The sequence below is a fragment of the Streptomyces sp. NPDC054047 genome (assembly GCF_055585065.1).
In genome coordinates this window covers 959,813-986,335 of sequence record NZ_JBVJKV010000001.1, presented here as the reverse complement: position 1 = coordinate 986,335, position 26,523 = coordinate 959,813, and the positions used below count along the sequence as shown (strand labels likewise).

Annotated in this window: 23 protein-coding genes and 2 tRNA genes; 19 read left to right on the top strand and 6 right to left on the bottom strand. The window is 71.2% G+C overall.

The annotated features are described in order from the left end of the window. The first annotated feature begins 93 nt into the window (after nucleotides 1-93). Entirely contained in the window at nucleotides 94-1,533 is a 1,440-nt protein-coding gene (gene obgE / locus ACZ6ZP_RS04500; RefSeq protein WP_351160513.1) for a GTPase ObgE, read from the top strand. Between the two features lie 177 nt (nucleotides 1,534-1,710). Here the strand turns inward: obgE and ACZ6ZP_RS04495 are convergent, their stop codons facing one another. Next, complete coding sequence (locus ACZ6ZP_RS04495; protein WP_351160511.1) at nucleotides 1,711-3,801, bottom strand: hypothetical protein; 2,091 nt, start codon at nucleotides 3,799-3,801, stop codon at nucleotides 1,711-1,713. 276 nt (nucleotides 3,802-4,077) lie between these two features. Between ACZ6ZP_RS04495 and proB the strand changes: the two genes are divergently transcribed. The 5 genes from proB (at nucleotide 4,078) to ACZ6ZP_RS04470 (ending at nucleotide 9,065) form a co-directional block, all read left to right on the top strand. After that, complete coding sequence (proB, locus tag ACZ6ZP_RS04490) at nucleotides 4,078-5,205, top strand: glutamate 5-kinase (protein ID WP_383818858.1); 1,128 nt, start codon at nucleotides 4,078-4,080, stop codon at nucleotides 5,203-5,205. Between the two features lie 224 nt (nucleotides 5,206-5,429). Continuing rightward, nucleotides 5,430-5,909 (top strand): hypothetical protein, encoded by a 480-nt coding sequence (locus ACZ6ZP_RS04485; protein WP_351160508.1) that lies wholly within the window; start codon nucleotides 5,430-5,432, stop codon nucleotides 5,907-5,909. A 74-nt stretch (nucleotides 5,910-5,983) separates the two neighbouring features. Beyond that, entirely contained in the window at nucleotides 5,984-7,285 is a 1,302-nt protein-coding gene (locus tag ACZ6ZP_RS04480) for a glutamate-5-semialdehyde dehydrogenase (protein WP_351160506.1), read from the top strand. Nucleotides 7,286-7,352: 67 nt separating this feature from the next. Beyond that, nucleotides 7,353-7,931, top strand: coding sequence for an SCO2584 family spore wall biosynthesis protein (locus tag ACZ6ZP_RS04475; protein ID WP_351160504.1), 579 nt, complete (start codon nucleotides 7,353-7,355; stop codon nucleotides 7,929-7,931). A gap of 66 nt (nucleotides 7,932-7,997) precedes the next feature. Beyond that, complete coding sequence (locus tag ACZ6ZP_RS04470; RefSeq protein WP_469405496.1) at nucleotides 7,998-9,065, top strand: SCO2583 family membrane protein; 1,068 nt, start codon at nucleotides 7,998-8,000, stop codon at nucleotides 9,063-9,065. Between the two features lie 4 nt (nucleotides 9,066-9,069). On the opposite strand, the gene ACZ6ZP_RS04465 is transcribed toward ACZ6ZP_RS04470, so the two are convergent. After that, entirely contained in the window at nucleotides 9,070-10,170 is a 1,101-nt protein-coding gene (locus ACZ6ZP_RS04465) for a M48 family metallopeptidase (protein ID WP_351160498.1), read from the bottom strand. A gap of 99 nt (nucleotides 10,171-10,269) precedes the next feature. Here ACZ6ZP_RS04465 and ACZ6ZP_RS04460 point away from each other — a divergent pair, with 99 nt between their 5' ends. From ACZ6ZP_RS04460 to ACZ6ZP_RS04430, 7 genes are all read left to right on the top strand, one after another. After that, on the top strand, nucleotides 10,270-10,542 hold the full coding sequence (locus ACZ6ZP_RS04460; protein ID WP_351160743.1) for a hypothetical protein: 273 nt from the start codon (nucleotides 10,270-10,272) through the stop codon (nucleotides 10,540-10,542). 126 nt (nucleotides 10,543-10,668) lie between these two features. Further along, nucleotides 10,669-10,830, top strand: a complete 162-nt coding sequence (locus tag ACZ6ZP_RS04455; RefSeq protein ID WP_344528407.1) for a hypothetical protein — start codon at nucleotides 10,669-10,671, stop codon at nucleotides 10,828-10,830. A 76-nt stretch (nucleotides 10,831-10,906) separates the two neighbouring features. After that, a complete protein-coding gene (nadD, locus tag ACZ6ZP_RS04450; protein ID WP_351160496.1) occupies nucleotides 10,907-11,545 on the top strand; it encodes a nicotinate-nucleotide adenylyltransferase in 639 nt (212 codons plus the stop codon). Between the two features lie 16 nt (nucleotides 11,546-11,561). Next, on the top strand, nucleotides 11,562-13,313 hold the full coding sequence (locus tag ACZ6ZP_RS04445) for an LCP family protein (RefSeq protein WP_469405493.1): 1,752 nt from the start codon (nucleotides 11,562-11,564) through the stop codon (nucleotides 13,311-13,313). A 169-nt stretch (nucleotides 13,314-13,482) separates the two neighbouring features. Continuing rightward, entirely contained in the window at nucleotides 13,483-13,929 is a 447-nt protein-coding gene (gene rsfS, locus ACZ6ZP_RS04440) for a ribosome silencing factor (RefSeq protein ID WP_351160491.1), read from the top strand. Then, entirely contained in the window at nucleotides 13,926-14,567 is a 642-nt protein-coding gene (locus ACZ6ZP_RS04435) for a histidine phosphatase family protein (RefSeq protein ID WP_351160488.1), read from the top strand. Before rsfS ends, ACZ6ZP_RS04435 begins: the two co-directional genes overlap by 4 nt. Before the next feature lie 141 nt (nucleotides 14,568-14,708). Further along, a tRNA-Ala gene (locus ACZ6ZP_RS04430) sits at nucleotides 14,709-14,781 on the top strand. Here the strand turns inward: ACZ6ZP_RS04430 and ACZ6ZP_RS04425 are convergent. Then, nucleotides 14,773-15,768: a helix-turn-helix transcriptional regulator gene (locus ACZ6ZP_RS04425; protein WP_469405491.1), complete on the bottom strand. Its 996-nt coding sequence runs from the start codon at nucleotides 15,766-15,768 to the stop codon at nucleotides 14,773-14,775. The genes ACZ6ZP_RS04430 and ACZ6ZP_RS04425 overlap by 9 nt on opposite strands. A 94-nt stretch (nucleotides 15,769-15,862) precedes the next feature. Between ACZ6ZP_RS04425 and ACZ6ZP_RS04420 the strand changes: the two genes are divergently transcribed. The 3 genes from ACZ6ZP_RS04420 (at nucleotide 15,863) to ACZ6ZP_RS04410 (ending at nucleotide 17,895) form a co-directional block, all read left to right on the top strand. After that, complete coding sequence (locus ACZ6ZP_RS04420) at nucleotides 15,863-17,380, top strand: MFS transporter (RefSeq protein ID WP_469405489.1); 1,518 nt, start codon at nucleotides 15,863-15,865, stop codon at nucleotides 17,378-17,380. Nucleotides 17,381-17,466: 86 nt separating this feature from the next. Beyond that, nucleotides 17,467-17,658, top strand: coding sequence for a hypothetical protein (locus ACZ6ZP_RS04415; RefSeq protein ID WP_351160483.1), 192 nt, complete (start codon nucleotides 17,467-17,469; stop codon nucleotides 17,656-17,658). A gap of 3 nt (nucleotides 17,659-17,661) precedes the next feature. Continuing rightward, complete coding sequence (locus ACZ6ZP_RS04410; RefSeq protein WP_016643127.1) at nucleotides 17,662-17,895, top strand: hypothetical protein; 234 nt, start codon at nucleotides 17,662-17,664, stop codon at nucleotides 17,893-17,895. Here the strand turns inward: ACZ6ZP_RS04410 and ACZ6ZP_RS04405 are convergent. Then, nucleotides 17,874-19,133 carry a glycosyltransferase 87 family protein gene (locus ACZ6ZP_RS04405; protein ID WP_469405487.1) on the bottom strand — a complete coding sequence of 420 codons (1,260 nt, stop codon included), beginning with the start codon at nucleotides 19,131-19,133 and terminating at the stop codon, nucleotides 17,874-17,876. The genes ACZ6ZP_RS04410 and ACZ6ZP_RS04405 overlap by 22 nt on opposite strands. A 111-nt stretch (nucleotides 19,134-19,244) precedes the next feature. Between ACZ6ZP_RS04405 and ACZ6ZP_RS04400 the strand changes: the two genes are divergently transcribed. After that, nucleotides 19,245-19,317, top strand: a tRNA-Ala gene (locus ACZ6ZP_RS04400). Between the two features lie 87 nt (nucleotides 19,318-19,404). On the opposite strand, the gene ACZ6ZP_RS04395 is transcribed toward ACZ6ZP_RS04400, so the two are convergent. Together ACZ6ZP_RS04395 and ACZ6ZP_RS04390 are read right to left on the bottom strand one after the other, a co-directional pair. Beyond that, entirely contained in the window at nucleotides 19,405-21,000 is a 1,596-nt protein-coding gene (locus tag ACZ6ZP_RS04395; protein WP_361462381.1) for an NADH-ubiquinone oxidoreductase-F iron-sulfur binding region domain-containing protein, read from the bottom strand. Beyond that, the gene (locus ACZ6ZP_RS04390; protein WP_469405486.1) at nucleotides 20,997-22,214 is read right to left on the bottom strand and encodes a cytochrome b/b6 domain-containing protein; all 1,218 of its coding nucleotides are present in this window, start codon (nucleotides 22,212-22,214) and stop codon (nucleotides 20,997-20,999) included. The genes ACZ6ZP_RS04395 and ACZ6ZP_RS04390 overlap by 4 nt, the downstream gene beginning before the upstream one ends. Before the next feature lie 414 nt (nucleotides 22,215-22,628). Between ACZ6ZP_RS04390 and leuS the strand changes: the two genes are divergently transcribed. Beyond that, the gene (leuS, locus tag ACZ6ZP_RS04385) at nucleotides 22,629-25,532 is read left to right on the top strand and encodes a leucine--tRNA ligase (protein WP_351160471.1); all 2,904 of its coding nucleotides are present in this window, start codon (nucleotides 22,629-22,631) and stop codon (nucleotides 25,530-25,532) included. A gap of 155 nt (nucleotides 25,533-25,687) precedes the next feature. Further along, nucleotides 25,688-26,476: a hypothetical protein gene (locus ACZ6ZP_RS04380; RefSeq protein ID WP_469405485.1), complete on the top strand. Its 789-nt coding sequence runs from the start codon at nucleotides 25,688-25,690 to the stop codon at nucleotides 26,474-26,476. The last annotated feature ends 47 nt before the right edge of the window (nucleotides 26,477-26,523 follow it).

Sequence of the window (26,523 nt, the reverse complement as noted above, 5' to 3'; positions counted from 1 at the left end):
ACTTCCCTGTCGGGAAGCGGGTCCGCCCTTCGCGTGTTACACCTAAGGGCATTTCGCCCTTAACCTTTCGTACGTTTTCTGGAGGCACATCCCATGACCACCTTCGTGGACCGCGTCGAGCTGCATGTCGCCGCGGGTAGCGGGGGCCACGGCTGTGCCTCCGTCCACCGTGAGAAGTTCAAGCCGCTCGGCGGCCCTGACGGTGGCAACGGCGGCCGTGGCGGTGACGTGATCCTGGTCGTCGACCAGTCGGTCACGACCCTGCTCGACTACCACCACTCCCCGCACCGCAAGGCCACCAACGGCGCCCCCGGCGCCGGCGACAACTGCTCCGGCAAGGACGGCCAGGACCTGGTCCTGCCCGTGCCGGACGGCACCGTCGTCCTCGACAAGGACGGCAACGTCCTGGCCGACCTGGTCGGCCAGGGCACGACGTACGTCGCCTCGCAGGGCGGCCGCGGCGGCCTGGGCAACCGGGCACTCGCATCGGCCCGCCGCAAGGCGCCCGGCTTCGCCCTCCTCGGCGAGCCCGGTGAGAGCGGCGATGTCGTCCTGGAGCTCAAGACCGTCGCGGACGTCGCGCTCGTGGGCTACCCCAGCGCGGGCAAGTCCTCGCTGATCTCGGTCCTGAGCGCCGCCAAGCCGAAGATCGCGGACTACCCGTTCACGACGCTCGTCCCCAACCTCGGTGTGGTGACGGCCGGTTCGACCGTCTACACCATCGCCGACGTGCCCGGCCTGATCCCGGGCGCCAGCCAGGGCAAGGGCCTCGGGCTCGAGTTCCTGCGGCACGTCGAGCGGTGCAGCGTCCTGGTGCACGTCCTGGACACGGCGACCCTCGAGTCCGACCGTGACCCCGTCTCCGACCTCGACATCATCGAGGCCGAGCTGAGGGAGTACGGCGCGGGCCTGGAGAACCGGCCGCGGGTCGTCGTCCTCAACAAGATCGACGTACCGGACGGCCAGGACCTCGCGGACCTCGTCAGGCCTGACCTGGAGGCACGCGGCTACCGCGTCTTCGAGGTGTCGGCCATCGCGCACAAGGGCCTCAAGGAGCTGTCCTTCGCGCTCGCCGAGGTGGTGGCCGCGGGGCGTGCCGCGAAGCCGAAGGAGGAGGCGACCCGGGTCGTCATCCGGCCCAAGGCCGTGGACGACACGGGCTTCACCGTCAAGCTCGGCGACGACGGCATCTACCGCGTGCGCGGCGAGAAGCCGGAGCGCTGGGTGCGCCAGACCGACTTCAACAACGACGAGGCCGTCGGCTACCTCGCGGACCGGCTGAACCGGCTCGGCGTCGAGGAAGGGCTGATGAAGGCGGGCGCGCGCAGCGGCGACGGCGTCGCCATCGGCCCCGAGGAGAACGCGGTCGTCTTCGACTGGGAGCCCTCGGTGATGGCCGGCGCGGAGATGCTCGGCCGCCGCGGCGAGGACCACCGCCTCGAGGAGCCCCGTCCGGCCGCTCAGCGCCGCCGGGACCGGGACACCGAGCGGGACGAGGCCGAGAAGGCGTACGACGACTTCGAGCCGTTCTAGGCGGTCTCTGGCGGGGGCGCCCAGAGCAGTGAGAAGGGCCCCCGGAGCTTTTGCTCCGGGGGCCCTTCTCTTGTGCGTGCACCGTGCGGGTGCGTGGGGGCTTGGCGCGCCCACGCGGCGGAGCCGCAAATGTCACAGCCCCGCGCCCCTTACAGGGCGCCCACTGACGGGGCGCTCTTAGGCCGTTACCGAGTCCTCCGCGCCGTTCTGCTCGGTGGGGTCGGACTCCATTTCCTCCGCCGCGTCCTCCGCCGCCCGCTGGCCGGGGATCTCCGCGTCGATGCGGGTGGCCATGCGGATGCGGCGTTCGTCGGCCTTGGCCGAGAGCGCGAGGGCCGCCTCGTTGAAGCGGACCAGCGAGGGCGGGTCCGACGGGCCCAGGAGGTGCTCCTTGAGGGCCAGGCGGGCGTCGGCGTGCGTGTCCTTCTCCGGAGAGCGGACGGCCTCCAGGAGCGCCGGGACGCCCTCGGCGGTCGGGGAGAGGATCGCTGCCGCGCTCACCGTCGGGAAGCCCGCGCGGAAGTCCGTCTCGGACATGCCGGACGTGTTGGCGACGGCGTACGGCTTCTCGCTCGTCAGCCAGTCGGAGACGACCGAGGAGACGTCGCTGATCAGCAGGTCCGCCTGGTTGAAGCAGGAGAAGATCGCGGGGCGCGCGGTGGTGATGATCTGGTGCTCCCACTCGGGGAACGACGCCCAGTACGCGGCCTCCCACGCCGCCGTCGCCTCGGCGACTGCCGCCTGCTGGTCGCCGTCCGGCGTGCCCTGGAGCATCATGCGCTCCATCTCGTCCACGCTCTTGCGGAACGCGGTCGAGGTCAGCCGGTCCAGGTCGGCGGTGCGGCGCGACAGTTCGGCCAGGGCGTCCTGGCCGGGACGCTCGCCGGAACGCTTGACTGCGGCCTCGCGGATCATCGCCTTGATGCGCTCGTTGGCGGCGCCCGCGCGCGGGTCCTGCGAACCGGTCATCGGGTGCGGCTTGTAGATGAGCCGGACGCCGGGGTCGGCGAGCAGGTGCCGGACGATGTTCTCGCCCGCGAGGGTCACCGACGTGTTGCCGGGGTTGCCGTCCCAGCCCTCCCAGGTGGGGGCGTACAGAACGGTCGTGAACGGGCCCGTGGGGGCGCCCGTGGACCGCAGGATCGGGGACAGCTGGGGGCGGCCGACCTCGACCACGTCCTTGTCGTCCACGCCCACGTCGGCGGCCTGGTAGCGGTCGCGCGCGGCGGGTCCGGCCACCCACACCTCGTCGTACGCCTTCGCGTACGGGTTGCAGGAGGACAGCTTGTCGCTCTCGCCGTGGTTGATGAAGGCGTGCTTGATCGTCGGGATGCGCAGGACCTGCGAGGTCTTCGCGGCGTTCGCCGGGTGCAGCATCATCTTCAGCGTCGAGGTCTCCAGGGAGAACATCGTCGCGACCTTCGGGAAGCAGATGATCGGGACGTCCGTCGCGTCGATCTTCTGCACCATGAACCGCTCACGCAGCACGATCAGCGGCTTGCCGTCGAGCTTGGAGAGCGTGGAGAGCCACATGTTCGCCTGGTACGCGGACGTGGCGCCGCCCGAGAAGTACATGGCGACGGACGGCTGGTAGTCGGCCAGCCAGTTGTCCAGCCACTCCATGACCTTCTCGTCGTTCTTCGCGCGCTTCTTGGGGAGCAGCCACGTGGCGAGGTAGACAGCGCCGAGGCCCATCAGGGCGATGGAGATCCCCAGGCCGATGCCGCCCCAGTACGCGTCCGTGGTGCCCGCGGTGACCATCAGGCCTGCCGTGGCGGGGATCGAGAACGTGAGCAGGCGGTGGGCCTGGCGGCGCGAGAGGATCCGCGGCGGGGCCGCGGTCAGGTGCAGCTCGGACGTGTCGATGTTGCGCGTGACGATCGGCAGCTGGCGGCGGCGGCGCACCATTATGGCGGTGGCCTGGCAGCCGAAGTGCAGGAAGTAGAAGGCGAGCAGCGAGATGGTCAGCGGCGACTGCTCGGCCAGCGGTTCGATGCCGTCGATGCGCAGCAGGCCGACCAGGATCAGCATGTCGCGCAGGAGCTGCCTGACGGTGACATCGAAGCGGATCTTGCCAAGGAGGGAGAGGAGGCCCGGCTGCTTGTACTGCAGATAGACGTCCAGCGCGAGGTTCGCCGCCGACGCGGCGATGAACACCGGTACATACGGGACCAGCGCGCTGACGAGCTGGGCCGTGAAGAGCGCGAACATCGCGAACAGCGCGGAGAGCTGCACGATGCGGCGGGATGCGAGTCCGGCAGAGGGCACGGGCTTGGGCTCCTGGCGGGGGATCGGGGGGATCGGACGGGGGGGGATGTCGAGCAAGGCGACCACTGACCGTATGACGTGCGGTGGCCCTGTAGCAATCTTCCGTGACGTCAATCACCGGATAAAGGGGCAAAGGTACTGAACCTCGGGGCCGTGTTCTACCTCGGGGGAGTCCTCGGTCCGCCCCTCGAAATGCTGGGGCGCCCCGCCTGGGCACTCGCGTAGATTGGCTGGTCCGGCAGGGAATGGGATCTTCGGGATCAATTGGGGAAGCACGTGGCTGGGGCAAGGCAGGGCATCGCAGAGGCCCACAGGGTCGTCGTCAAGGTCGGGTCCTCGTCCCTGACCACCGCGTCGGGAGGTCTGGACGCCGATCGCGTTGACGCGCTCGTTGACGTGCTCGCCAAGAGCCGCAGCGGCGGCGAGCGCGAGATCGTGCTCGTCTCGTCCGGCGCCATCGCCGCCGGGCTCTCGCCGCTGGGCCTGCGCAGGCGCCCCAAGGACCTCGCGAGGCAGCAGGCGGCCGCCAGCGTCGGCCAGGGCCTTCTCATGGCCCGCTACACCGCTTCCCTCGCGCGCTACGGCGTACGCGTCGGGCAGGTGCTCCTCACCTCCGACGACATGGCCCGCCGCGCCCACCACCGCAACGCGTCGCGCACCCTCGACCAGCTCCTCGCGATGGGCGCGCTGCCCGTCGTGAACGAGAACGACACCGTGGCGACGGACGAGATCCGCTTCGGCGACAACGACCGGCTCGCCGCGCTCGTCGCCCACCTCGTCCGCGCCGACCTTCTCGTCCTGCTCTCGGACGTGGACGGCCTCTACGACGGCGACCCGGCCAGGCCCGGCACCTCCCGGATCTCCGAGGTGACGGGCCCCGCCGACATAGCGCACGTCCAGATCGGCAGCGCGGGCAAGGCGGGCGTCGGCACCGGCGGCATGGTCACCAAGGTCGAGGCCGCGCGGATCGCCGCGGCCGCCGGCATCCCGGTCGTCCTGACCTCCGCGGTGCACGCCGCCGACGCCCTCGCGGGCCGCGACACCGGTACGTACTTCCACCGCACCGGCCGCCGCTCCGCCGACCGGCTCCTGTGGCTCCAGCACGCCTCCGAGCCGCAGGGCGCGCTCACGCTCGACGACGGGGCCGTGCGCGCGGTCGTCGAGGGGCGCAAATCGCTGCTGCCCGCCGGGATCGCGGCGGTCGAGGGCGACTTCGCCGCGGGCGATCCGGTCGAGCTGCGGGACACCGCGGGGCGGGCCGTGGCGCGCGGTCTGGTGAACTTCGACGCCAAGGAGCTTCCGCAGCTCCTGGGCCGTTCCACGCGGGAGCTCGCGCGGGAGCTCGGACCGGCGTACGAGCGGGAAGTGGTGCACCGCGACGACCTCGCCCTGCTGCACGACTAGCCCTTCGCCACCCCCCTCGCGCGCGGTCTCGTCGTCCCAGGAGTCACAGGGGCCCCAGCGGCCCCCGGCCGAAAACAGGCGCGAACGCCGCGCGCCGACCGGCCCCTGCGAGGTGAAACTCCCCAAAACCGCCCCGCGGGGGCGCTTGGCCTGCTCAACTTTGTTCCAGACACTTCCGCACGACCATTGCGTATCCGCACCACCATTGCGTAGAGGAGGCCGTCGTGAGACGAGTGCGCCCGGGAGCGTCGTCCCGCGCGTCGGCTGAGCGGTCCCTGACCAGCGTCGCCGCGGGGGCGACGTACACCGACACGCAAGCGGCGGGCGAGACGGACGAGAGACCGGAGGGCGAGACGGTGGAGGCGCCCCGTCTGTGGCACGTCACCCTGAGTGTCTCGGGGGCCGAAGCTCCGCTGAAAGAGGTCAGGCGCGGTCTCGAACAGCTCGCGCACGACCACCCCTTCCTGCTGACCAGCAGGTATGCCCCCGACCACGCGGAGATCCGGTACTGGGAAGAGGCCCGCGACCTGCACGACGCCGCCGCGGTCGCGCTCCGGCTCTGGGGGGAGCACCGGCAGAGCGCGCAGCTCCCGCCGTGGGAGATCGTGGGGCTCGAAGTGATCGACCGCGACACATACCACCAGCGGATCGCGGAGGGGTACGGCCCGCTGCCCGCGACCCCGGTGGGCGTGCACCCTTTTTGAGCCGTCGTGGGCACACCGGTCTCGGCTGCTGAAACAGCGGGTGGACCCCGGCCGGTCCCCATTACGCTGCGGACATGACGTCCCTCACCCCTCCGTTCTCGGGCTTGCCGTACGACAACCTCTCGCCCGTCGCCCAGGCCGCCTACCGCGCCCGCGGCGCCGCCGCGACGCTGGCGCCGCTGCCGCGCGCCGCCAAGGACGACGCGCTCCTGGCGATCGCCGACGCCCTCGAGGTCCGCACCGCCGAGATCATCGAGGCCAACGGCAAGGACACCGCCCGTGCCCGGGAGGCCGGGACGAGCGAGTCCATCGTCGACCGTCTGACGCTCACCCCGGAGCGGGTGCGTGCCATCGCCGCCGACGTGCGCGACGTGGCGGGCCTGCCCGACCCCGTCGGCGAGGTCGTGCGCGGCTCGACCCTGCCGAACGGCATCGACCTGCGCCAGGTCCGCGTCCCGCTGGGCGTCGTCGGGATCATCTACGAGGCCCGTCCGAACGTCACCGTGGACGCCGCCGCCCTCTGCCTGAAGTCCGGCAACGCGGTGCTCCTGCGGGGCTCGTCGTCGGCGTACGAATCGAACACGGCGCTCGTGCGGGTCCTTCGCGACGCCGTTCACGGAGCGGGCCTGCCCGCCGACGCCGTCCAGCTCGTGCCGGGCGAGAACCGCGACTCGGTGCGCGAGCTGATGCGCGCCCGCGGCCTCGTCGACGTCCTCATCCCGCGCGGCGGCGCCTCGCTGATCAAGACCGTCGTCGAGGAGTCCACCGTCCCGGTCATCGAGACCGGCACCGGCAACTGCCACGTCTACGTGGACGCCGACGCCGACCTGGACATGGCCGTCGACATCCTCATCAACTCCAAGGCCCAGCGCCCCAGCGTCTGCAACGCCGCCGAGACGCTCCTCGTGCACGCGGACATCGCCGACGCCTTCCTGCCGCGCGCCCTGGACGCCCTTGCCGAGGCCGGGGTCACCGTGCACGCCGACGAGCGGGTCATCACGTACGCCGACGGGTCGAAGGCCACCGTCGTGCCCGCGACCACGGAGGACTGGGAGACCGAGTACCTCTCGTACGACATCGCGGCGGGCATCGTGGACTCCCTGGAGCAGGCCGTCGAGCACATCCGCCTGTGGACCTCCGGGCACACCGAGGCGATCGTCACCACCTCGCAGCAGGCCGCGCGCCGCTTCACCCAGCTCGTGGACTCCACGACGGTCGCCGTGAACGCCTCCACGCGCTTCACGGACGGCGGCCAGTTCGGCTTCGGCGCCGAGATCGGCATCTCCACGCAGAAGCTGCACGCCCGGGGCCCGATGGGGCTTCCCGAGCTGACGTCGACGAAGTACATCGTCACCGGCGACGGTCACATCCGCTGAATTCCCGCACGGGCCCAATTCCCGTACCGTCTGCCCAGATTGCCCCTTCCGGGTCTACGCTGGAAGGGTGCCGGAGGACGTGGGGGGCACGCCGTCGTTTCCTGACGGCTGGGAGCCCGACGACGACCGCGACCACGGGGGTGCGGACGAAGAGTTCGCCTCCGTGGTCTTCGACGAGGACTTCGTCAAGGCCGCCGAAGTCCATGAACCCACCGCGGTGGAGCGGCTGTTGGCCGCCGCCCAGGCGCGCGCCGAGGCCTCCGAGGCCGAGAACCGCCGGGCCCGCACCCGGGGGCCGGGCCGGGAATCGCCCGAGGACGACCTCTACGACGAGGGCTTCGGCCCGGACGACGGCGGCGAGTTCGGCCACGACCCGGACCTCGACGACGTGTACGACCGCGAGTTCACCGAGGACGGGTACGGCAGGCAGGGCGGCTACGGCGGCCACAACCGCTGGCACCGCCCCGTCGCCTGGATGCTCGCCCTCCTGATGGGCATCGGCATGGTCGCGCTCGCCTTCACCGCGGTCTACCGCGGCGCGTCGACGGGCCGCCAGGACCCGATGCCGCCACCCGTGTCCACGGAGCCGTCCGCCTCCGCGGAGTACGGGCCGCCGGCGGTGTCCGCGACGCCGCGCACCCCGTGAGAAGTTGTCAGAACTTGTCGTGTACCAGGGCGTTTACCTGACGGCGCTGAGACCTACCCTGAAAGTATGGGCGGGCCAGGAGAACCACCTGAGGGGACCCCCGAGGGTGCTCCCGCCGGTGGTGAGGACGAGTACCGATCCGTCGTCTTCGACGAGTCGTTCGTCCGCGCCGCGCGGCTCCAGGAGTACTCCGCGCAGGAGCGCATGAGCGACCACACGCATGCGGTGCGCCGCCTGCCCGCGCGCCACCGGCACCTCTCCAAACAGGCCGTGATCCTCGTCGTGCTGATCGCCGTCGCCTTCGGCACCGCGATCTACATGGGCGTACGCCATCCGTACCAGCCCCCGGCCGCCCAGCGCCCCGAGCCGCTGCGGATGACGGTCATACCGCTCGCCCCGCCCGGCCCCGTGCCCGGCGCCGAGAAGCCGTCCGAGCTGTACGCGCACAGCCCCGCCGCGCAGTTCCGGGTGGGCGCGTCCGGCATCAACCTCCCGGCGGCGCGGCGCACCTCGCACTTCTCGGACAGCCAGGTGATGACCGCGCTGACCACCGCCAAGGACTACCTGGTCGAGTCCTCGCTCGACCCGGACGTCCTCACCGGCGGCGCCGTGCGCTCCGCGCGCATCCTGCTCGACCCGCACCAGCTCGACCAGTTCGACGAGAGCTTCGCGCACCCGGCGGCGGACGGCCGGCACGCGCCCACCGGCTGGCTGGTGCGCTTCGACCCGACGAGGACGGCCCTCGCCACGCCCGGCATCCGGGTGCACGGCACCCTGCACGCCACCGAGACGGACAAGAACGCCCTTGAGGTGACCTCGGACCACACCTTCGTCTACGCGCTGCGTCCGGCGGGCAAGGGCGAGCACGTCAAGGCCTCGCTGTTCACCGTCCGGCGCGAGCTGCAGTTCCGCTTCGACCGCGACGACCTGCGGATGCGCCAGACCGAGCTGCTGGTGTCGTACATGCAGGCGGGCCCGCTCGCCTGCTCCGCGGACGCGGCCAACCAGCTGCGGCCGCTGCTGGCCGGGCAGAAGGCGAAGGCGGGCGGCCCCGCGGGCACCGACCCGTACGCGACGGGCGATGCCACGGCGCTGTGCGGGGCGCTCTCCGTGACCGCCCAGCCCTCGCTCTGAGGGGCTACTTCTCTTCGGTGGTGCCGCTGCCCTGCTCGCCGGGCCGGCCGCCCTGCCCGCCCTGCCCGGTGAACTTCCCGCGCAGCTTGCCGCCCAGGTCGCCCGCGCCGCCCGCGATGTCGTTGACCAGCTTCATCAGCGGGTCCTTGCTGCTGCGCACGTCGTCCGCGTAGCTGGACGCCGACTGGCGGAACGAGTCCGACACCGAGGTGTCCCTGTCCTCGTCGCGGCGCGGATAGTGGCCGTCCATGATCCGCTGGTAGTCGCGGGTCTCGGCCCACTTCTTCAGCTCGGCGGCGCGCACGGTGGTGAAGGGGTGCGTGCGCGGCAGCACGTTCAGGATCTTCAGGACGGAGTCGCGCAGGTCGCCCCCGGCCTCGTACTCCTTGGCCTGCTCCAGGAACGCGTCGACGTTCATCTCGTGCAGGTGGTTGCCGCCCGCGATCTTCATCAGACCGCGCATCGACGCCTTGAGGTCCTGGCCCACCAGGAGTCCCGCACGGTCCGCCGACAGCTCGGACTTGCGGAACCACTCGCGCAGGGCGGTCACGATCGCCATGATCGCCATGTTGCCGAGCGGGATCCAGGCGACCTTGAGCGCCAGGTTGGTGAGGAAGAGCAATATCGTGCGGTACACCGAGTGGCCGGAGAGGGCGTGGCCCACCTCGTGGCCGACGACCGCGCGCATCTCCTCCTCGTCGAGCAGCTCGACGAGGCCCGTGGTCACCACGATGATCGGCTCGTCCAGGCCGATGCACATGGCGTTCGGGTTCGGGTCCTGGTTCACGTACATCGGCGGGACCTTCTCCAGGTCCAGGATGTAGCAGGCGTCCCGCAGCATGGTGTTGAGGTGCGCGAACTGCGCGTCGCAGACCCGTACGGAGTCGGAGAGGAACAGCAGCCGCAGGCTCCGCTCGGGGAGCAGCCCGCTGAGCGCCTTGAAGACGGTGTCGAAGCCGCTGAGCTTGCGCAGGGCCACCAGGGCGGACCGGTCCGCCGGGTGTTCGTAGGCCCGCGACGAGATGCCGGGAAAGCGCCTGCGCTGCCTGCTCGGCACGTTCTCGTGGCCACCGTCCCGCTGGCCGTGGTCGTTGTCGTCGGTCATGCCCCATCCCCCATGCTCGTCCAGTCATGCCCCCGAGGTGGGGCCCAGCCTAGGCGGAGATACCGTGACAGGGCAGCACAGCGAATGGAGTCGCCCGTCATGGCCGTCATGGAGCACAGCGCCGCAGCCCACCACTGGGTCACGGAGGCGGCCGGCCTGGCCGCCAAGGAGCAGGGGGCGGGCAATCTGCTCCGCGTCGTGCTGATCGTCATGGTCGTCGGCTGCGTGCTCGTCGCGTGGTTCCTGCTGCGGGGCTACCGCCAGGGTGCCGACGCGCAGCGCCCGAGCGGGGACGCGCGGCGCGGTGAAGGCAGTCCCGGCGGGGACGGCGACGCGGGCGACAAGGCCGACCGCGCCGACCGGAACGGCTGAGTCGCCGACCAGAACGGCTGAGTCGCCGACCGGAACAGCTGAGTCGGCGTGAGCTCGGCCGGTGCCCCCGCATACGATGGCCCGTAAGTCTTTGTCCCGCCCACCTCCGGATAGGTCCTGCCGACGATGAGCCTCCACAGCACCGCCTCCCAGCTGGTCACTCTCGCCTCCGAGGGCAAGCACGTCGACGAGCACGCAAGCATCAGTCCTCTCATCACCGGCGGTGGCGCGTTCGTCGCGCTGATGCTGCTCCTGTGGATCACCACGCGCTTCAACCGCGACCGCTGAGCGACACCGCCGAGCGATCTCACGGAACGGACGGCTGAACCAGAGCCCGTCGACCGGGCCGGTAGGGTCTGCACGCATGGGAGAGCAGGACATGCCTACCGGTCCCGGTACCGGCCCGGCCAGCAAGGGCAAGCGCCGTCTCGGAGTCATGGGCGGAACGTTTGACCCGATCCACCACGGACACCTCGTGGCGGCCCAGGAGGTCGCCGCGCAGTTCCACCTCGACGAGGTGGTGTTCGTGCCGACCGGGCAGCCGTGGCAGAAGAGCGACAAGGCGGTGTCCCCGGCCGAGGACCGCTATCTGATGACGGTCATCGCGACGGCCGAGAACCCACGGTTCTCGGTGAGCCGCATCGACATCGACCGCGGCGGGCCGACCTACACGACGGACACGCTGCGCGATCTGCGCACGCTCAATCCCGACACGGACCTCTTCTTCATCACGGGCGCCGACGCCCTCGGCCAGATCCTCACCTGGCGCTACACCGAAGAGCTGTTCTCCCTGGCGCACTTCATCGGGGTCACCCGGCCCGGCCATACGCTGGCCGACCCCGGGCTCCCCGAGGGCGGCGTCTCCCTTGTGGAGGTCCCGGCCCTCGCCATCTCGTCCACGGACTGCCGTGCGCGGGTCGCCAAGGGGGATCCCGTCTGGTACCTGGTGCCGGACGGTGTGGTGCGTTATATCGACAAGCGCGAGCTGTACCGCGGCGATTGAGCCGAGAGGGGCACCGGTGAACGACCGACAGTACGACCCGTATGCGGGCGGCGACCCGTATGCGGGCGAGTACGCGGCTGACCAGTACCAGGTCGTCGGGTACGACGAGTACGGCCAGCCGGTGTACCAGCAGGTGCAGCCCTCGGCTTCGTACGACCAGTACGGGGCACAGGCCCAGCAGCCTCAGCAGCAGCAACAGCAGTCGCAGCAACAGCAGTCGCAGGGCTACGGCTACGACCCGTACGCGACCGGGCAGCAGGCTCCCGTCCCGTCGTACGACCCTTCGTACGACTCCTCGTACGACTCCGGTTCCTACGGGACGTACGACCAGCAGCCCCAACACCAGCCCCAACACCAGCCCCAGCAGGGCCACCAGCCCCACCAGCAGCAGGCCCCCCAGCAGACGCAGACCGGCTGGATCCCGCAGCAGTCGCGGCAGCCGGAGGCGAAGCCGGACCCCGAACCGGAGCCCGAGCCCCGGCGTGAGGCCGAGCGCGAACCCGCCTACGAGACCCAGCAGTTCTCCTTCATCGAGGAGCCGGACGAAGAGTCCGAAGACGTCATCGACTGGCTGAAGTTCACCGAGAGCCGCACCGAGCGGCGCGAGGAGGCCAAGCGGCGCGGGCGTTCCCGGGTCGTCGCGCTCATCGTGGTGTTCGCCCTCGTGATCGCGGGCGGCGTCGGCTACCTCTGGTACGCGGGCAAGCTGCCCGGCCTGTCGGACGACGCCTCCGGCGACGACGCGGCGGCGGCCGGACCGCAGAACCGCGACGTGATCGTCGTCCACCTGCACAACACCAAGGGGGGCGGCACCTCCACGGCGCTCCTGGTCAACAACACCACCACCAAGCGCGGCACCACCGTCCTGCTGCCCAACTCCCTCTCCGTGACGGACGACGAGGGCGCGGGGACGACGCTCGGCAAGTCGGTCGACGACGACGGTTCGACCGGCACCCGCGAGTCGATCGACACCCTGCTCGGCACCCAGGTCGAGGGCACCTGGCGGCTCGACACCCCGTACCTGAACAACCTCGTCGAGCTGGTCGGCAACATCGACGTCGACACGGACGCCAATGTGCCCGACCCGAAGGCCAAGAAGGGTCAGGCGCCCCTCGTGAAGAAGGGCGAGCAGCAGACCCTGAGCGGCCCGATGGCCGTCGCGTACGCCACGTACCGCGCCTCCGGCGAGACCGAGACCGCGCAGCTGAAGCGGTTCGGGCAGGTCATGCAGGGCGTCCTGCGGAAGCTGTCGTCCGACCCGCAGGCCGCGACGACCACCGTCCAGTCGCTGGCGCAGATCCTGGACCCCTCGCTCAAGGAGAAGGACCTCGGCGCCTTCCTCGCCAAGCTCGCCGACCGTGCGAAGGGCGGCGACTACTCCACGGAGCAGCTCCCGGTGCGGCAGGACGGGACGCTCTCGCAGCAGGCCGGCGCGAACGTGGTCAAGGAAGTCCTCGGCGGCGCGGTCAAGAGCCCGGAGAAGGGCGCGGCCCTGCGGGTCGGCGTCAAGAATGCCTCCGGGAGCAAGGGCGCCGGGCAGGACGCGCGGATCACGCTGGTCAACGGCGGCTACACCTTCGTCGACAGCGGCGCGGGCACCACGGCCCAGGCCGCCTCGCAGGTCACGTACGCCGACGCGGACAAGAAGACGCAGGCCGCCGAGGTCGCCAAGACCCTCGGACTGCCGGACGGCGCGGTCCGCAAGGGCAAGACCGCACCGAACGCGGATGTGTCGGTCGTCCTCGGCCAGGACTACCGGGCGGGATGACGCCACGGACCCCGGCCGGGAGCCTCCCGGCCGGGGTTTTCGGCGGGCTGACGCAGCAGACTTCGGCGGGGTGACGCAGCAGACAGGGTGATCGAGCGATCGCCGGGAGTGCTGTCGGCGGTCCGTGAGACCCTTGGTGTGTCTTGACCACCTGAAGGAAAGCTCACTAGTGACCGCCACGGACCGCTCCATCGAGCTCATCAAGGCAGCCGCACAGTCGGCCGCCGACAAGCTCGCGCACGACATCATCGCGTACGACGTCAGTGACGTGCTGTCGATCACCGACGCCTTCCTGCTCGCGTCCGCGCCCAACGACCGCCAGGTCAAGTCGATCGTCGACGAGATCGAGGAGCGGCTGAACAAGGAGCTCGGCGTCAAGCCGGTGCGCCGCGAGGGCGACCGCGAAGCCCGCTGGGTCCTCCTGGACTACGTGGACATCGTGGTGCACGTCCAGCACAGCGAGGAGCGTGTCTTCTACGCCCTCGAGCGCCTGTGGAAGGACTGCCCCGAGATCGAGCTGCCCGCGGACGCCGTCGCGACCCGCGGCAAGGCCGCCGAGCACGCCGAGCAGCGCGCCGCGGAGGAGGCAGCCGACCTGGACGGTGAGCTTCGGTGACCAACCGCGGCTGCCGGATCATCCTGTGGCGGCACGGCCAGACGGCCTGGAACCTGGAGCGCCGCTTCCAGGGCTCCACGGACATCGAGCTGACCGACACGGGCGTCTCGCAGGCCAGGCGCGCCGCCCGGCTGCTCGCCTCGCTGAAGCCGGACGCCATCGTGGCGTCCGACCTCAAGCGGGCGGCGGCCACCGCGAGTGAGCTCGCCGCCCTCACCGGCCTGGAGGTCACGCACGAGCAGGGCCTCCAGGAGACGTACGCCGGCGACTGGCAGGGCCTGACGCACGACGAGATCATCGCGCGCTTCGGCGACCAGTACACCGCGTGGAAGCGCGGTGAACCGGTGCGCCGCGGTGGCGGCGAGCTGGAGACCGAGGTCGCCGACCGGGCGGCCCCGATCGTGCTGCGCCATGCCGAGAAGCTGCCGGAGGACGGCACGCTCGTCGTGGTCAGCCACGGCGGCACGATCCGCACCACCATCGGCCGTCTGCTCGGCCTGGAGTCCCACCACTGGGAGGGCCTTGGCGGGCTCTCCAACTGCTGCTGGTCCGTACTCGGCCAGGGCGCGCGGGGCTGGCGCCTGCTCGAGCACAACGCCGGCACGCTGCCGGAGCCGGTGCTCGGCGACGACGATTAGCCCCGGGCGGGCGGGTGGCGAGAGCCGCTGGTCGGAGGGCCTGAGAGGGTCCCCCAAAGGCTCCGTCACCCGGATTTCACATTCCGGCTGGTCGCAGGCTAAAGTTCTTCTTGTTCGCCCGCCGAGCGGGAAAGAACACACGGGGCTATAGCTCAGTTGGTAGAGCGCCTGCATGGCATGCAGGAGGTCAGGAGTTCAATTCTCCTTAGCTCCACAATTCGGATCCCGTCCTCATCAGAGGGCGGGATCCTTCCGTTTCCGGTGGCCTGAGTGCGCGAAGCGCGGCCGCACGGTTGCGGCTCTCCTCGTCGTTCGGTGTGTACGCGACGATCCGGCACTCCGGCATGCCGTTGATGGACAGCGAGACCGACGTCATCCGCAGCTCGCCGACCGCCTCGTGCCGGAACGTCTTCACACGGGGTCCTGGCGGCGCCACGTCACCGCTCTCCCACAGCTCGGCGAAGAGCGCGCTCGCGGCGGACAGGCGGCGTATGAAGTCCTCCCAGGCGGGCTCGCCCACGTGCCGGCCGTACGAACTGCGCAGCGTCGCCACCATCACCGGCAGCTCCTCGTCCCGGAAGACCAGCGGGCAGACGGGGTCGGGCGCGATGAACAGCGTCCACAGCACGTTCGGCGAGCCGAGGGCCTCCAGCTGTGGGACGAAGAAGAGGTCGCGGTAGGCGGGGTTGGTGGCGAGGATGTCGTACCGCGCGTTGTAGACCACCGCCGGGTGGGGGTCGAGGGCGTCGATGATGCCCTGGATCTCCGGGCCGACGGCCGCGGGGGAGGCGGTCCTGCGGTCCGGCTCGAACGGCACCTCGGCCAGGTGGTAGAGGTGCTCGCGCTCCGGCTTGTCCAGGCGCAGCGTGCGTGCCACGGCGTCCAGGACCTGCGCGGACGCGTTGATCGGGCGGCCCTGCTCCAGCCACGTGTACCAGGTGACGCCGACTCCGGAGAGCTGGGCGACCTCCTCGCGGCGCAGGCCCGGTGTGCGGCGGCGCAGGCCCGGCGGCATGCCCACGTCGGCCGGTGTCACCCTGGCCCTGCGGCCGCGCAGGAAGGCGGCGAGCTCCGGTCTCCGTCGCTGAGCCGTCCCTTGAGCTGTCCCCTGAGCCGTCCCTTGAGCCGGTTGCCGAGTCGTCCCCTGGGCCGCCCCCTGAGCCGGTTGCCGAGTCGTCCCCATCGTCGTCACGTCCCCCATCGTCGGCCCACGCCCCCAGCCTTGCCAGGTGCTGCCAGTACCAGCATCAGCGGGCTCTCGTTACCCGTACCAACTCGCCGTCACGCTCGGTGCCATGACAACGACCACCCCGCCCACCGCGGCGGATCCCGCTGGTTCACCGCCCGCTGGTTCACGTTCTGAATCCAGTAAAGCCCCCGGCACCGACAATCGCCCCGGGCGGCTGCTCGCGGTCGTCATCGCCGCGCAGTTCATGGCGCTGCTCGACGTCTTCATCGTCAATGTCGCCGCGCCCACCATCCGCACCGAACTGGGCGCGTCGGGCGCCGGGTTGCAGCTGGTGATCGCCGGATACACCATCACGTACGCCGTGCTCCTGATCACCGGCGCACGGCTCGGCGACCGCCTCGGGCACCGTCGCGTCTACCTGATCGGCCTCGCGGTCTTCACCGTCGCCTCGCTCGCCTGCGGACTCAGCCGGGGCACGGGCGAGTTGATCGCCTTCCGGCTGCTTCAGGGCGCGGGCTCGGCGCTCCTCATCCCGCAGGTGCTCAGCCTGATCCAGCGCAACTTCACGGGGGAGGCGCGGACGAGGGCGCTCGGCGCGTACGCGGCCGTGCTCGCCGTCGGGGCCGCCGCGGGGCAGGTGCTCGGCGGAGTCCTGGTCAGCGCCGATCTGTTCGGCACGGGGTGGCGTCCGGTGTTCCTGGTGAACGTGCCGGTCGGGGTGGTCCTGCTGATCATGGCGGGGCGGGTGCTGCCGCGTGACGCCGTCCGGAAGCCGGTGGCGGGAGAGCGGGTTGCCGGGGAGCCGGGGCCGCGGGCGCGTGGGCTCGATCTGCCGGGGCTCGTGCTGCTCGGCGGCGCCGTGTCGTTGCTCACCGTGCCGCTGGTGCTCGGCCAGGAGGAGGGCTGGCCGCTGTGGTCCTGGCTCTCGCTCGGCTCGGCCGCGGTGTTCTTCGCGCTCTTCTGCGCGTACGAGTCCCGGCTGGCCCGCGGCGGCGGGGCGCCGCTGATCGCGCCACGGGTCCTGCGCATCCCCGGCATGGGCCTCGCGGTCCTGAGGATCGCCGCGGTGATGGCGGTCAACGCGGGCTTCCTGTTCGTGCTCACCCTGCACGTCCAGGGCGGCCTGGGCTACAGCGCGCTGCGCGCCGGTCTGACGTTCGCGCCGACCGCGATGGTCTTCGGCGCGGTCGGCCTGACCTGGCGCCGCTGGCCCGCGGCGCTCCAACGGGCGCTGATTCCCGGTGGGTTCGCGCTCACCGCGGTGTCGGCGGTCGCGGTGGGGCTGCTGCTGCGGGACGGCGGAGAGGGCGGACCGTGGCTGTACGCGGCCTTCGTGGGCATCGGCGCGGGCCTCTCCCTCGGGTTCAGCCCGACGCTCACCCGGGCACTCTCCACGGTGCGGCCCGAGGACGCCGCGGACGCCAGCGGCCTCCTCTCGACGGTCGCTCAGCTCGGCCAGCTGATCGGTGTCGCGTGCTTCGGAGCGCTTTTTCTCAACCGGCTTGAGTCACAAGGGGCTCCGGGGGCGTATTCATCCGCACAGGCCCTCCTGGTGTGCACATACGCCCTGGCCGGGGCGGCCGCGCTGGGCGCCGTGTCCGGACTGGTACGACTGCGTCGCTGACCGGGTCGCTCAGGCCGTGGCAGAATCGGACAGCCGGAAGGGGACCGCACCAGACCACCGATTGTGACCCGACGGGAGGGAGAGCGATGCCTGCGAGCATCCTCGATGGGGCCGACCGCCCCATCGCAGCGGCCGCGCCGTTTCGCGCTGCCGCTCCCTCCGCAGCGATCACCCTCCTCACCTGTCCGTCCTGCGGTTCGTCCCATGTCGCCCAAGTACTCGGCGACAACGGCGGTGTCTCGTACGTGTGCACGGCCTGCGGCCGCAGCTGGAGCTGATTGATGGGTGCACACAGGCGGAAGTGCGACTGGTGCGGCAGTGGTACGCCGATCGTCCGCGACATGGAACCGGTCAACCCGGACTACCAGTACTGGTGCGAGGAGTGCGCGCGGGCGCTGATCATAAAGGGCGACCCCATCGAGACGTACCGCGAGCTCGAAGGGGAGCCGATCTATGGCCGGCTGCTCGACGAACACTGCACGCTCAAGCGCTTCTATTCCTTCGCCACTGCTTGACCTCGCCCGGTCCACGGGCGGGTGCGGCGTCCGATTCCTAGCAGCAGTCCATGCAGCAGGAACGCGAAAGCGGTCCCTACGTAGAGGGCGGACAACGTCATCTCGCCATAATTCTGGCCGAGTTCGAGCCGTCCCACGCCGTGCGGTACCCACCACAGGGCGTACGAACAGAAGACGAGGGCCACGGCTCCGGTGGCCGCCCACCGGGCCCGGCCGCCCCGGCGCACCGCCCGGTCCCACACGAGCAGCGCCATCGGCACGCACCACACCCAGTGGTGCGACCACGAAACCGGGCTGACCAGGAGCGCCGTCGCCGCGCAGGTCACCGCCGCCCGGGCGCGCTCCCCGCGCAGCGCCGCGCGCACCGCGACCGCGAGGCCGAGCGCGCCGACCGCCGCCGCGGCCACCGCCCACCGGATGCCGGGCTCAGCGGTGTGCAGGAGCCGTGCGAGGACCCCGCGCAGCGACTGGTTCGCGGTGTCCTCGGCGAGCCCGACCCGGCCCGCCTCGAAGACCATCCGGGTCCAGAAGCGCCACGAGTCGTACGGCAGGACGGCGGCCGCGAGCAGCGTCGCGCCGGCGAACGAGACGGCCGCCACGCACGCGTGGCGCACGGGCGGACGCCACGGCCCGCGCCGCGCGGCCTCGGCCGCGCCGGTGAGCAGCAGGAACACCGCGAAGAGCGCGGGAGTGAGCTTGATCGCCGCCGCGATGCCGATGCCCAGGCCCGCCCAGCGGTGGCCGGGGCGCCGTGACAGGTCCCACAGGACCAGGACGGCGAGCAGCAGATTGACCTGGCCGTACCGCAGGGTCGTCCACATCGGTTCGGCCCAGACCGCGAGCGCGGACACCCACAGGGCGGTCTCCACGCGCGCGTGCCCGATGTTCGGGAGGGGGCCCACGAGCCGGAGGGCGAGGTGCGTGAAGGCCACCAGGAGGAGCAGGTTTCCCACCGTCGCCAGCGTGCGCATGTCCGCCGTGTCCAGGAGCGTCAGCGGCGTGAACAGCAGGGCGGCGAACGGCGGGTAGGTGGTGGGCAGATGCGCCTCGGTGGTGCGCAGCGCGTAGAGGTCGCCGCCCGCGCGGACGGTCTCGCCCTCGGCGCGGTAGACCATCAGGTCGATCATCGAGACGTCCGCCGCGCGCTGCGCGAGCCAGAAGGCCGTGAAGGAGAGCAGGCACGCCCCGGCGGCGAGGGGCACGCGGCGGCGGGCGCCGGCAAGCGCGATCACGGTCACGAAGGCTGACAGTACCGGCCGTATCCGTACAGACCGGAAACGATTTGGTGGAGCACGGGGAGGAGCGTGTAATGTTGGCGGAGCCGCCGGGGAAACCGGGCGGACAAGCAAGGGGCTATAGCTCAGTTGGTAGAGCGCCTGCATGGCATGCAGGAGGTCAGGAGTTCAATTCTCCTTAGCTCCACAGCAGATGAGAGCGGGCCACCCGGATCGGGTGGCCCGCTCTCGTGTGTCCGGCCGGCGGGTCCAGGTGGGTCCCTGGCCTAGTGGGTCATTGACGTCCGCTGCCGAGCGCCCTGCGGCCACGGCCGCGGCCCGGCGGCAGCGCGAGCGGCAGCGCCGTGCGCGTCGCGGGCGCGGACGGGTCCTCCTCGATGCGCAGCGCGAGCGCGGGGCAGCGGCGTACGGCACGTTCGGCACGCGCTTCGGAGTACCGCGGTACGGACGCTTCCGCGACGCCGGGGAAGCCGTCGGGGCCCAGCTGGATCAGCTCGGGGATGATGTCCGCGCACAGTCCGTGGCCCTGGCAGAGCGTCCAGTCGACGGCGAGCCTGCGGCCACTGGGGGCCTCGGCAGGGGAAGCCTCCGCCTGGAGCGGCAGGACGCCCTCCACAGGGCGGCCGCAGCCGCCGCCCAGGACGTGCGCGGCGAGGTCGTCCGTGAACGCCGAGATCGTGGATTCGATGAAGGCCGCCGTGCCGTCCGGGTGCTTGCAGGCGCCGCGGCGCTTCACGGCCCGCGTCACCTCGCGCAGCGCCTCCAGAGCGGTGGGACCGCCGCCGTCCAGGACGTCCGCGAGGCCGCGGGCCGCCGCCGGGAGCCCCAGATAGCAGGGGCCGCACTGGCCGGCGCTCTCGGAGGCGAGCCAGTTCGCCACGTGCAGCGCCTCCCCGAGCGGGCAGGTGCCGGGGCCGATGGGCAGGATCGCGCCCGCGCCGAGCGCGCCGCCGCAGGCCTCCAGGGAGGCGCGTGAGACGACCGCGTCGTGAGCGGTGACCGCGTCGAGCCACTTGCCGTGATAGCCGCCCGTCAGGACGCCCTGGGGGAGCGGCGGTGCGCCGGCCAGCTGCAGGACGTACCGCAGGGGCACTCCGGTGGGGACCTCGACCACCATGGGCCGCGCGACGGCTCCGGAGACGGTGAGCAGCACCGTGCCGGGCTCCTCCCGCAGGCCGGTGCGGCAGTAGCGGTCGGCGCCGATCCGGGCGGCGACCGCGAGCTGGGCGAAGGTCTCCGCGTTGGACAGCAGGGTGGGCGCTCCGCCCACCCCGGAGTCCGAGGTGCGCACCTTGCGCCCCGGCGGCATCGGCGGGCCGCCGTCAGCCGAGCGCACCAGGGCGGACGACTCACCGGTCACCATGCGCACCGGATTGCGCTGCACGCGCGCGCGAATGGTCGATCCGCGCCGGTTGGTCAGGCCGCGCTCGGCGAGCGCCGAGAGCATCGAGGACTCGGTGGAGTCCCGGGTCACGCCCACGACGAGAGTGCGGGCGCCAAGCGCCTCGGCGGCAAGGAGAGCGCCGTCGAGGATGAGGTGCGGTGCGCGGTTGATCAAGACGGTGTCCTTGCGGCAGGCGGGTTCGTCCTCGCTGCCGTTGACGACGACCACGGGGCGCACGCCGCGACGTATCGCCGCGTCGGCGACCGCGCGCAGCTTCTTGGCGAAGGGGAAGCCCGCCCCGCCCCTGCCGCGCAGCGAGATGGCCTCGGACAGGCCGGCGAGCGACTCGCCGGCCATGGGTTCGAGCGGGCCGTGCACCTTCAGGTGCATCGCCAGATCGAGGCGCTCGACCAGATCGAAGCCCGAGGTCAGGAGCGGAAGCCCGACGACGCGGACTTCGGGGACGTCGGGCAGCGACGCGTTCACTTGGGGCCTCCGGTGGCGGCGTTCCAGGGCTCGCCCGAGCTCGGCGCCTGGAAGGTGTGCGGCAGCGGTTCGGTGGCGGGGCCGCTGTCGTACGGGGCTTGGTAGGGCGCCTCGTACGGGGGATGGGGGTCGTGGGCCGCGTCGTACGACGGGTCGTACGCGGTGTCGTGGGAGCGGTAGGCGGTGTCTTCGGAGCCGTACGCCTGGGAGTGGGTGTCGTACGGGGGGTCGTAGGGGATGTGCGGCGCCTCGGCCGGGGGAGGCGGGGACGGGGCCGGCCAGCGGGGCGGCGGGGGATCGGTGCTGGAGACGACCTCCGTGGGCTGGTTGGTGGAGGCGAGGACGCGGTAGGCCGCCGCGATGCCGACCACCGGGGGCGGGCCGGACGGGGCTTCGGGGGCAGGGCCGGGAGCGGCGGCGGTCCCGGGGAGCGGCGACTCGGCGATGTCCCGGCGGACGGCCTCCCGGTTGCGCGCGCGGCCCTCGGGTTCGAGAAGGGCCAGGATCCGGGCGGCGACCTTCCGCTTGATCGGGAGCGGGGCCGCGCGCAACGCGACCGCACCCGCGACGCCGACCAGGCAGAGGCAGTACAGGGCGATCACCCACGGCTTGGGCGGGCGTCCCGCGTAGAGGCCGTGTATCAGCGCCGAACACCAGGCGGGGTAGGCGAGCATGTGCAGCGCACGCCAGCGCGAGGCGACCTGGGCCGGTGAGGCGAAGGCGCTGCGCAGGGCCCCGGTGACGCCCGTGACGACCATCAGGAGCCCGGCGAGCGAGCCGAGGCCGATGAGCCCGTCGCTGCCGGAGAAGCCGAGCCCGAAGGGGATGAGGGCGCCGACCGGCGACACGTGGTCGAGCGCGAGTTTGACGCTGACGTGCAGCAGAAGGAAGCCGATGGATGCGACGGCCGTGGCCCGGTGCACGGCCTGGGCGAGCAGTCGCTGACGGGAGTGCAGGAAGAGCCGGTCGGTGGCGACCAGGCCCCAGGCGACGGCGGCGGTCAGGGAGACCAGGGACAGGACGCCGGTGGTGAAGTCGAGGGCGGCGCGGAAGGCGTCGCTCCCGACGATGACGAGCAGGGGTATGAGCAGCAGTACGGCGGTGGTCAGAACTCCGCGCGTGGTTCTGCTCGGTTCGGGGAAGGCTGTGAACGAACGGCTCGTGCGGGTGGCGCGGTTGGTGCGGCTCTTGCGATGCGGATTCAGAGGGTTCATGGGGGCGACTCCGAAATGGCTCGATCGCCGCATGCTAAGTGTCCGCATACCAGTGAGTACGAGGTTTGAGTTATTGCGTCGTTATCTAAAAGCGACGCGATCTTGGTGTTGCCCCGATAGAGGTCGGTACGCGGAGTAACCTTTGGCCAAAGATCGGGTTCCGGGCCTCCGGCGGACCGGGGAGCGGCGCGAAGCGGCGCGGTGGAACCTCGTCGCGGGCCGCGTGAGCGCTGCGGTACCCTGACGCCATGCGTGCCGTACGCCTTCTGCTTAGCGGGCCGCGCTGATCAGTCCCGACCGCCGGAAAATCGCGGTCGGCATCGGCGCGGCGTCCCCTCCTGTGTGAGGGGCTTTTTCATTTGGCCGGGACGGCCATTTCCGCAGGCAGAGACGATCGATGGAGCTTTGAGGATCATGAGCGAGACGAATTCTGCTGCCGCCTCCGAGGTGGCCGCACCGCACCGCTACACGGCCGCCCTGGCCGCCGACATCGAGGCACGCTGGCAGGACTTCTGGGACGCGAACGGCACGTACGAGGCGCCGAACCCGAGCGGTGACCTGGCCGCGGACGGCGACGCGCAGGCCGCGCTGGTCGCCAAGCCCAAGCAGTTCATCATGGACATGTTCCCCTACCCCTCCGGCGCGGGCCTGCACGTCGGCCACCCGCTGGGGTACATCGCCACGGACGTCTACGCCCGCTTCCAGCGCATGACGGGCCACAACGTCCTGCACACCCTGGGCTTCGACGCCTTCGGCCTGCCCGCCGAGCAGTACGCCGTGCAGACGGGCACGCACCCCCGGGTCTCCACCGAGGCCAACATCGAGAACATGAAGTCGCAGCTGCGCGGTCTGGGCCTGGGCCACGACAAGCGCCGCTCCTTCGCGACGATCGACCCGGACTACTACAAGTGGACCCAGTGGATCTTCGTACAGATCTTCAACTCCTGGTACGACGCCGACGCCCAGAAGGCCCGCCCGATCGCCGACCTGGTCGCCCAGTTCGACAGCGGTGAGCGCGCCGTACCGGGCACCACGCGCGCGTGGAGCGAGCTGGACGCCGTGGAGCGCGCCGAGGTCCTGAGCCAGTACCGCCTGGCGTACGCGTCCGACGCGCCCGTCAACTGGTGTCCCGGTCTGGGCACCGTCCTGGCGAACGAGGAGGTCACCGCCGACGGACGCTCCGAGCGCGGCAACTTCCCCGTCTTCAAGGCCAAGCTGCGCCAGTGGAACATGCGCATCACCGCGTACGCGGACCGCCTGCTGGACGACCTGGACGCGCTGGACTGGCCCGAGGCCATCAAGCTGCAGCAGCGCAACTGGATCGGCCGCTCCGAAGGTGCCCGTGTCGACTTCCCCGTCGGCTCCGAGGACGGCGACGCGATCACCGTCTTCACCACCCGCCAGGACACGCTGTTCGGCGCCACCTACATGGTCCTGGCGCCCGAGCACGACCTGGTCGACAAGGTCGTCCCCGACGCCTGGCCCGAGGGCACCCACGAGACGTGGACCGGCGGCCACGCCACCCCCGCCGAGGCCGTGGCCAAGTACCGCGCGTTCGCCGCCTCCAAGTCCGACGTGGAGCGCCAGGCCGACGCCAAGGAGAAGACCGGCGTCTTCACCGGCGTCTACGCCACCAACCCGGTCAGCGGCGAGCAGGTCCCGGTCTTCATCGCCGACTACGTACTGATGGGTTACGGCACCGGCGCGATCATGGCCGTCCCGGCGCACGACAGCCGCGACTTCGCCTTCGCGCGCGCCTTCCACCTGCCGATGCGCTGTGTGGTCGAGCCGTCCGACGACCGCGGCACCGACCCGGCGACGTGGGACGAGGCCTTCTCCTCGTACGAGGCGAAGCTGGTCAACTCCTCGAACGCGGAGATCTCCCTGGACGGCCTGGGCGTCGTCGACGCCAAGGCCCGCATCACCGGCTGGCTGGCCACGCGCGGCATCGGCGAGGGCACCGTCAACTTCCGCCTGCGCGACTGGCTGTTCAGCCGCCAGCGCTACTGGGGCGAGCCCTTCCCGATCGTCTACGACGAGGACGGCATCGCCCACTCGCTGCCCGAGTCGATGCTGCCCCTGGAGCTGCCGGAGGTCGACGACTACTCCCCGCGCACCTTCGAACCGGACGACGCGGACACCTCTCCGGAGACGCCGCTGTCCCGCAACGAGGACTGGGTCAACGTCACCCTGGACCTGGGCGACGGCCCCAAGAAGTACCGCCGCGAGACCAACACCATGCCCAACTGGGCGGGTTCCTGCTGGTACGAGCTGCGCTACCTGGACCCGCACAACGACCAGAAGCTGGTCGACCCGGCCGTCGAGCAGTACTGGATGGGCCCGCGCGAGGGGCAGCCGACCGGCGGCGTGGACCTGTACGTGGGCGGCGCCGAGCACGCGGTGCTGCACCTGCTGTACGCCCGCTTCTGGTCGAAGGTGCTGTTCGACCTGGGGCACGTCTCGTCCGCCGAGCCGTTCCACAAGCTGTTCAACCAGGGCATGATCCAGGCCTACGTCTACCGCGACAGCCGTGGCTTCCCGGTCCAGGCCACCGAAGTCGAGGAACGCGACGGCCAGTACTTCTTCGAGGGCGAGCCGGTCAAGCGCGAGCTGGGCAAGATGGGCAAGTCCCTGAAGAACGCGGTCACTCCGGACGAGATCTGCGAGGAGTACGGCGCGGACACCCTGCGTCTGTACGAGATGGCGATGGGCCCGCTGGACGTCTCGCGCCCGTGGGACACGCGCGCGGTCGTCGGCCAGTACCGCCTGCTGCAGCGCATGTGGCGTCTGATCGTCGACGAGTCGACCGGTGAGGTCACGGTCGCCGACGTCGCGGAGTCCGACGTCGCCGAGGGCACGCTGCGCGCCCTGCACAAGGCGATCGACGGCGTGCGCCAGGACCTGGACGGCATGCGGTTCAACACCGCCATCGCCAAGATCACCGAGCTGAACAACTACCTGACCAAGGAGGGCGGCGCGCTGCCGCGCTCGGTCGCCGAGCGCCTGGTGCTGCTGATCGCTCCGCTGGCCCCGCACGTCGGCGAGGAGCTGTGGCGCAAGCTGGGCCACACCGACACGGTCGTCCACCAGGACTTCCCCGTGGCCGACCCGGCGTACGTCGTGGACGAGACCGTGACCTGCGTCGTGCAGATCAAGGGCAAGGTCAGGGCACGCCTGGAGGTCTCCCCGTCGATCTCGGACGAGGAGCTGGAGAAGGTGGCCATGGGCGACGAGAGGGTGCTGGCGGCGCTGGACGGCGCCGGAATCCGCAAGATCATCGTCCGGGCGCCGAAGCTGGTGAACATCGTCCCGGCCTGACGGTCCTGACGGTCCTGAGGATCTGAGGGCACGCGGGGCATGAGGGTAGTCCCCTACGGGCAGGTTGGGGGTTCCGATGGAACCCTCGGCCTGCCCTTTGCGTTTACCGTTGAAGAGTCGGTGCGGAACCCGCCGCAGGACCTGAGAGGAGCGTCATGGAAGCCGTGGGCGTGATCGTGGCGCTGCTCGTACTGCTGTTCGTGATCTTTGGTGCGTACGTGACGGTGAAGGTGGTCGGTGCCGCCAAGCGCGGCGTGGACCGCACGATCTCGCAGGCGCGCCGTTCGGTGGAGGACACGACGCTTCGCGCGAAGAGCTTCGCGCAGGTGGGTGCGGCCGGCGAACTGGCCCAGCTGCGGCTCTCGTTGCGCACGTCGATGCGGGCCACGCAGGAGGCACTCAAGGCGGGCGCGGTCGAGGACAGCTCGCTGCAGGAGTCCCTGGGGCTCTTCGAGCGGCTCAGCGCGCACGGGCACGAGCTGGACGACGAGCTCCGGCGCCTGGAGCGGGACCCGGACAAGGCGACCCTGGCCCAGCGGCTCCCCGCGCTGCGGGAGCGCACGGCGCAGATCACGAAGTCGGCGGACTCGCTGCGGTGGGTGGTGCGCGACCGGGCTCACCATTTCGCGGACGACGACCTGGACTCGTTGAGCTCCCAGATCGACCTGGAGACCGGCGCGCTGCGGCACTGGACCAAGGAGCCGTCGCCCACGCAGACTCCCGCCGCGTGGCCCGAGCCCGAGCCGGCGGACGCGGGCAAGGGGGCGGAGCAGACGTGGACGGAGCCGTCGGAGCCATCGGGGCAGCCGGGGCGCCCCGAGCCGTCGCGACCCTCGGCATCGTCCGGATCGGCGGAGGAGTCGGCGCGGCCCGCCATCACGCCCCCGACGCCGCGGCCTTCGTACCCCTGGGAGAAGCAGGCCAGGCCCGAGAGCACGACGTGACCGCGAGGGCGACCCGGCACGGCTCGGAGCGCGGCTGGCAGACTGGC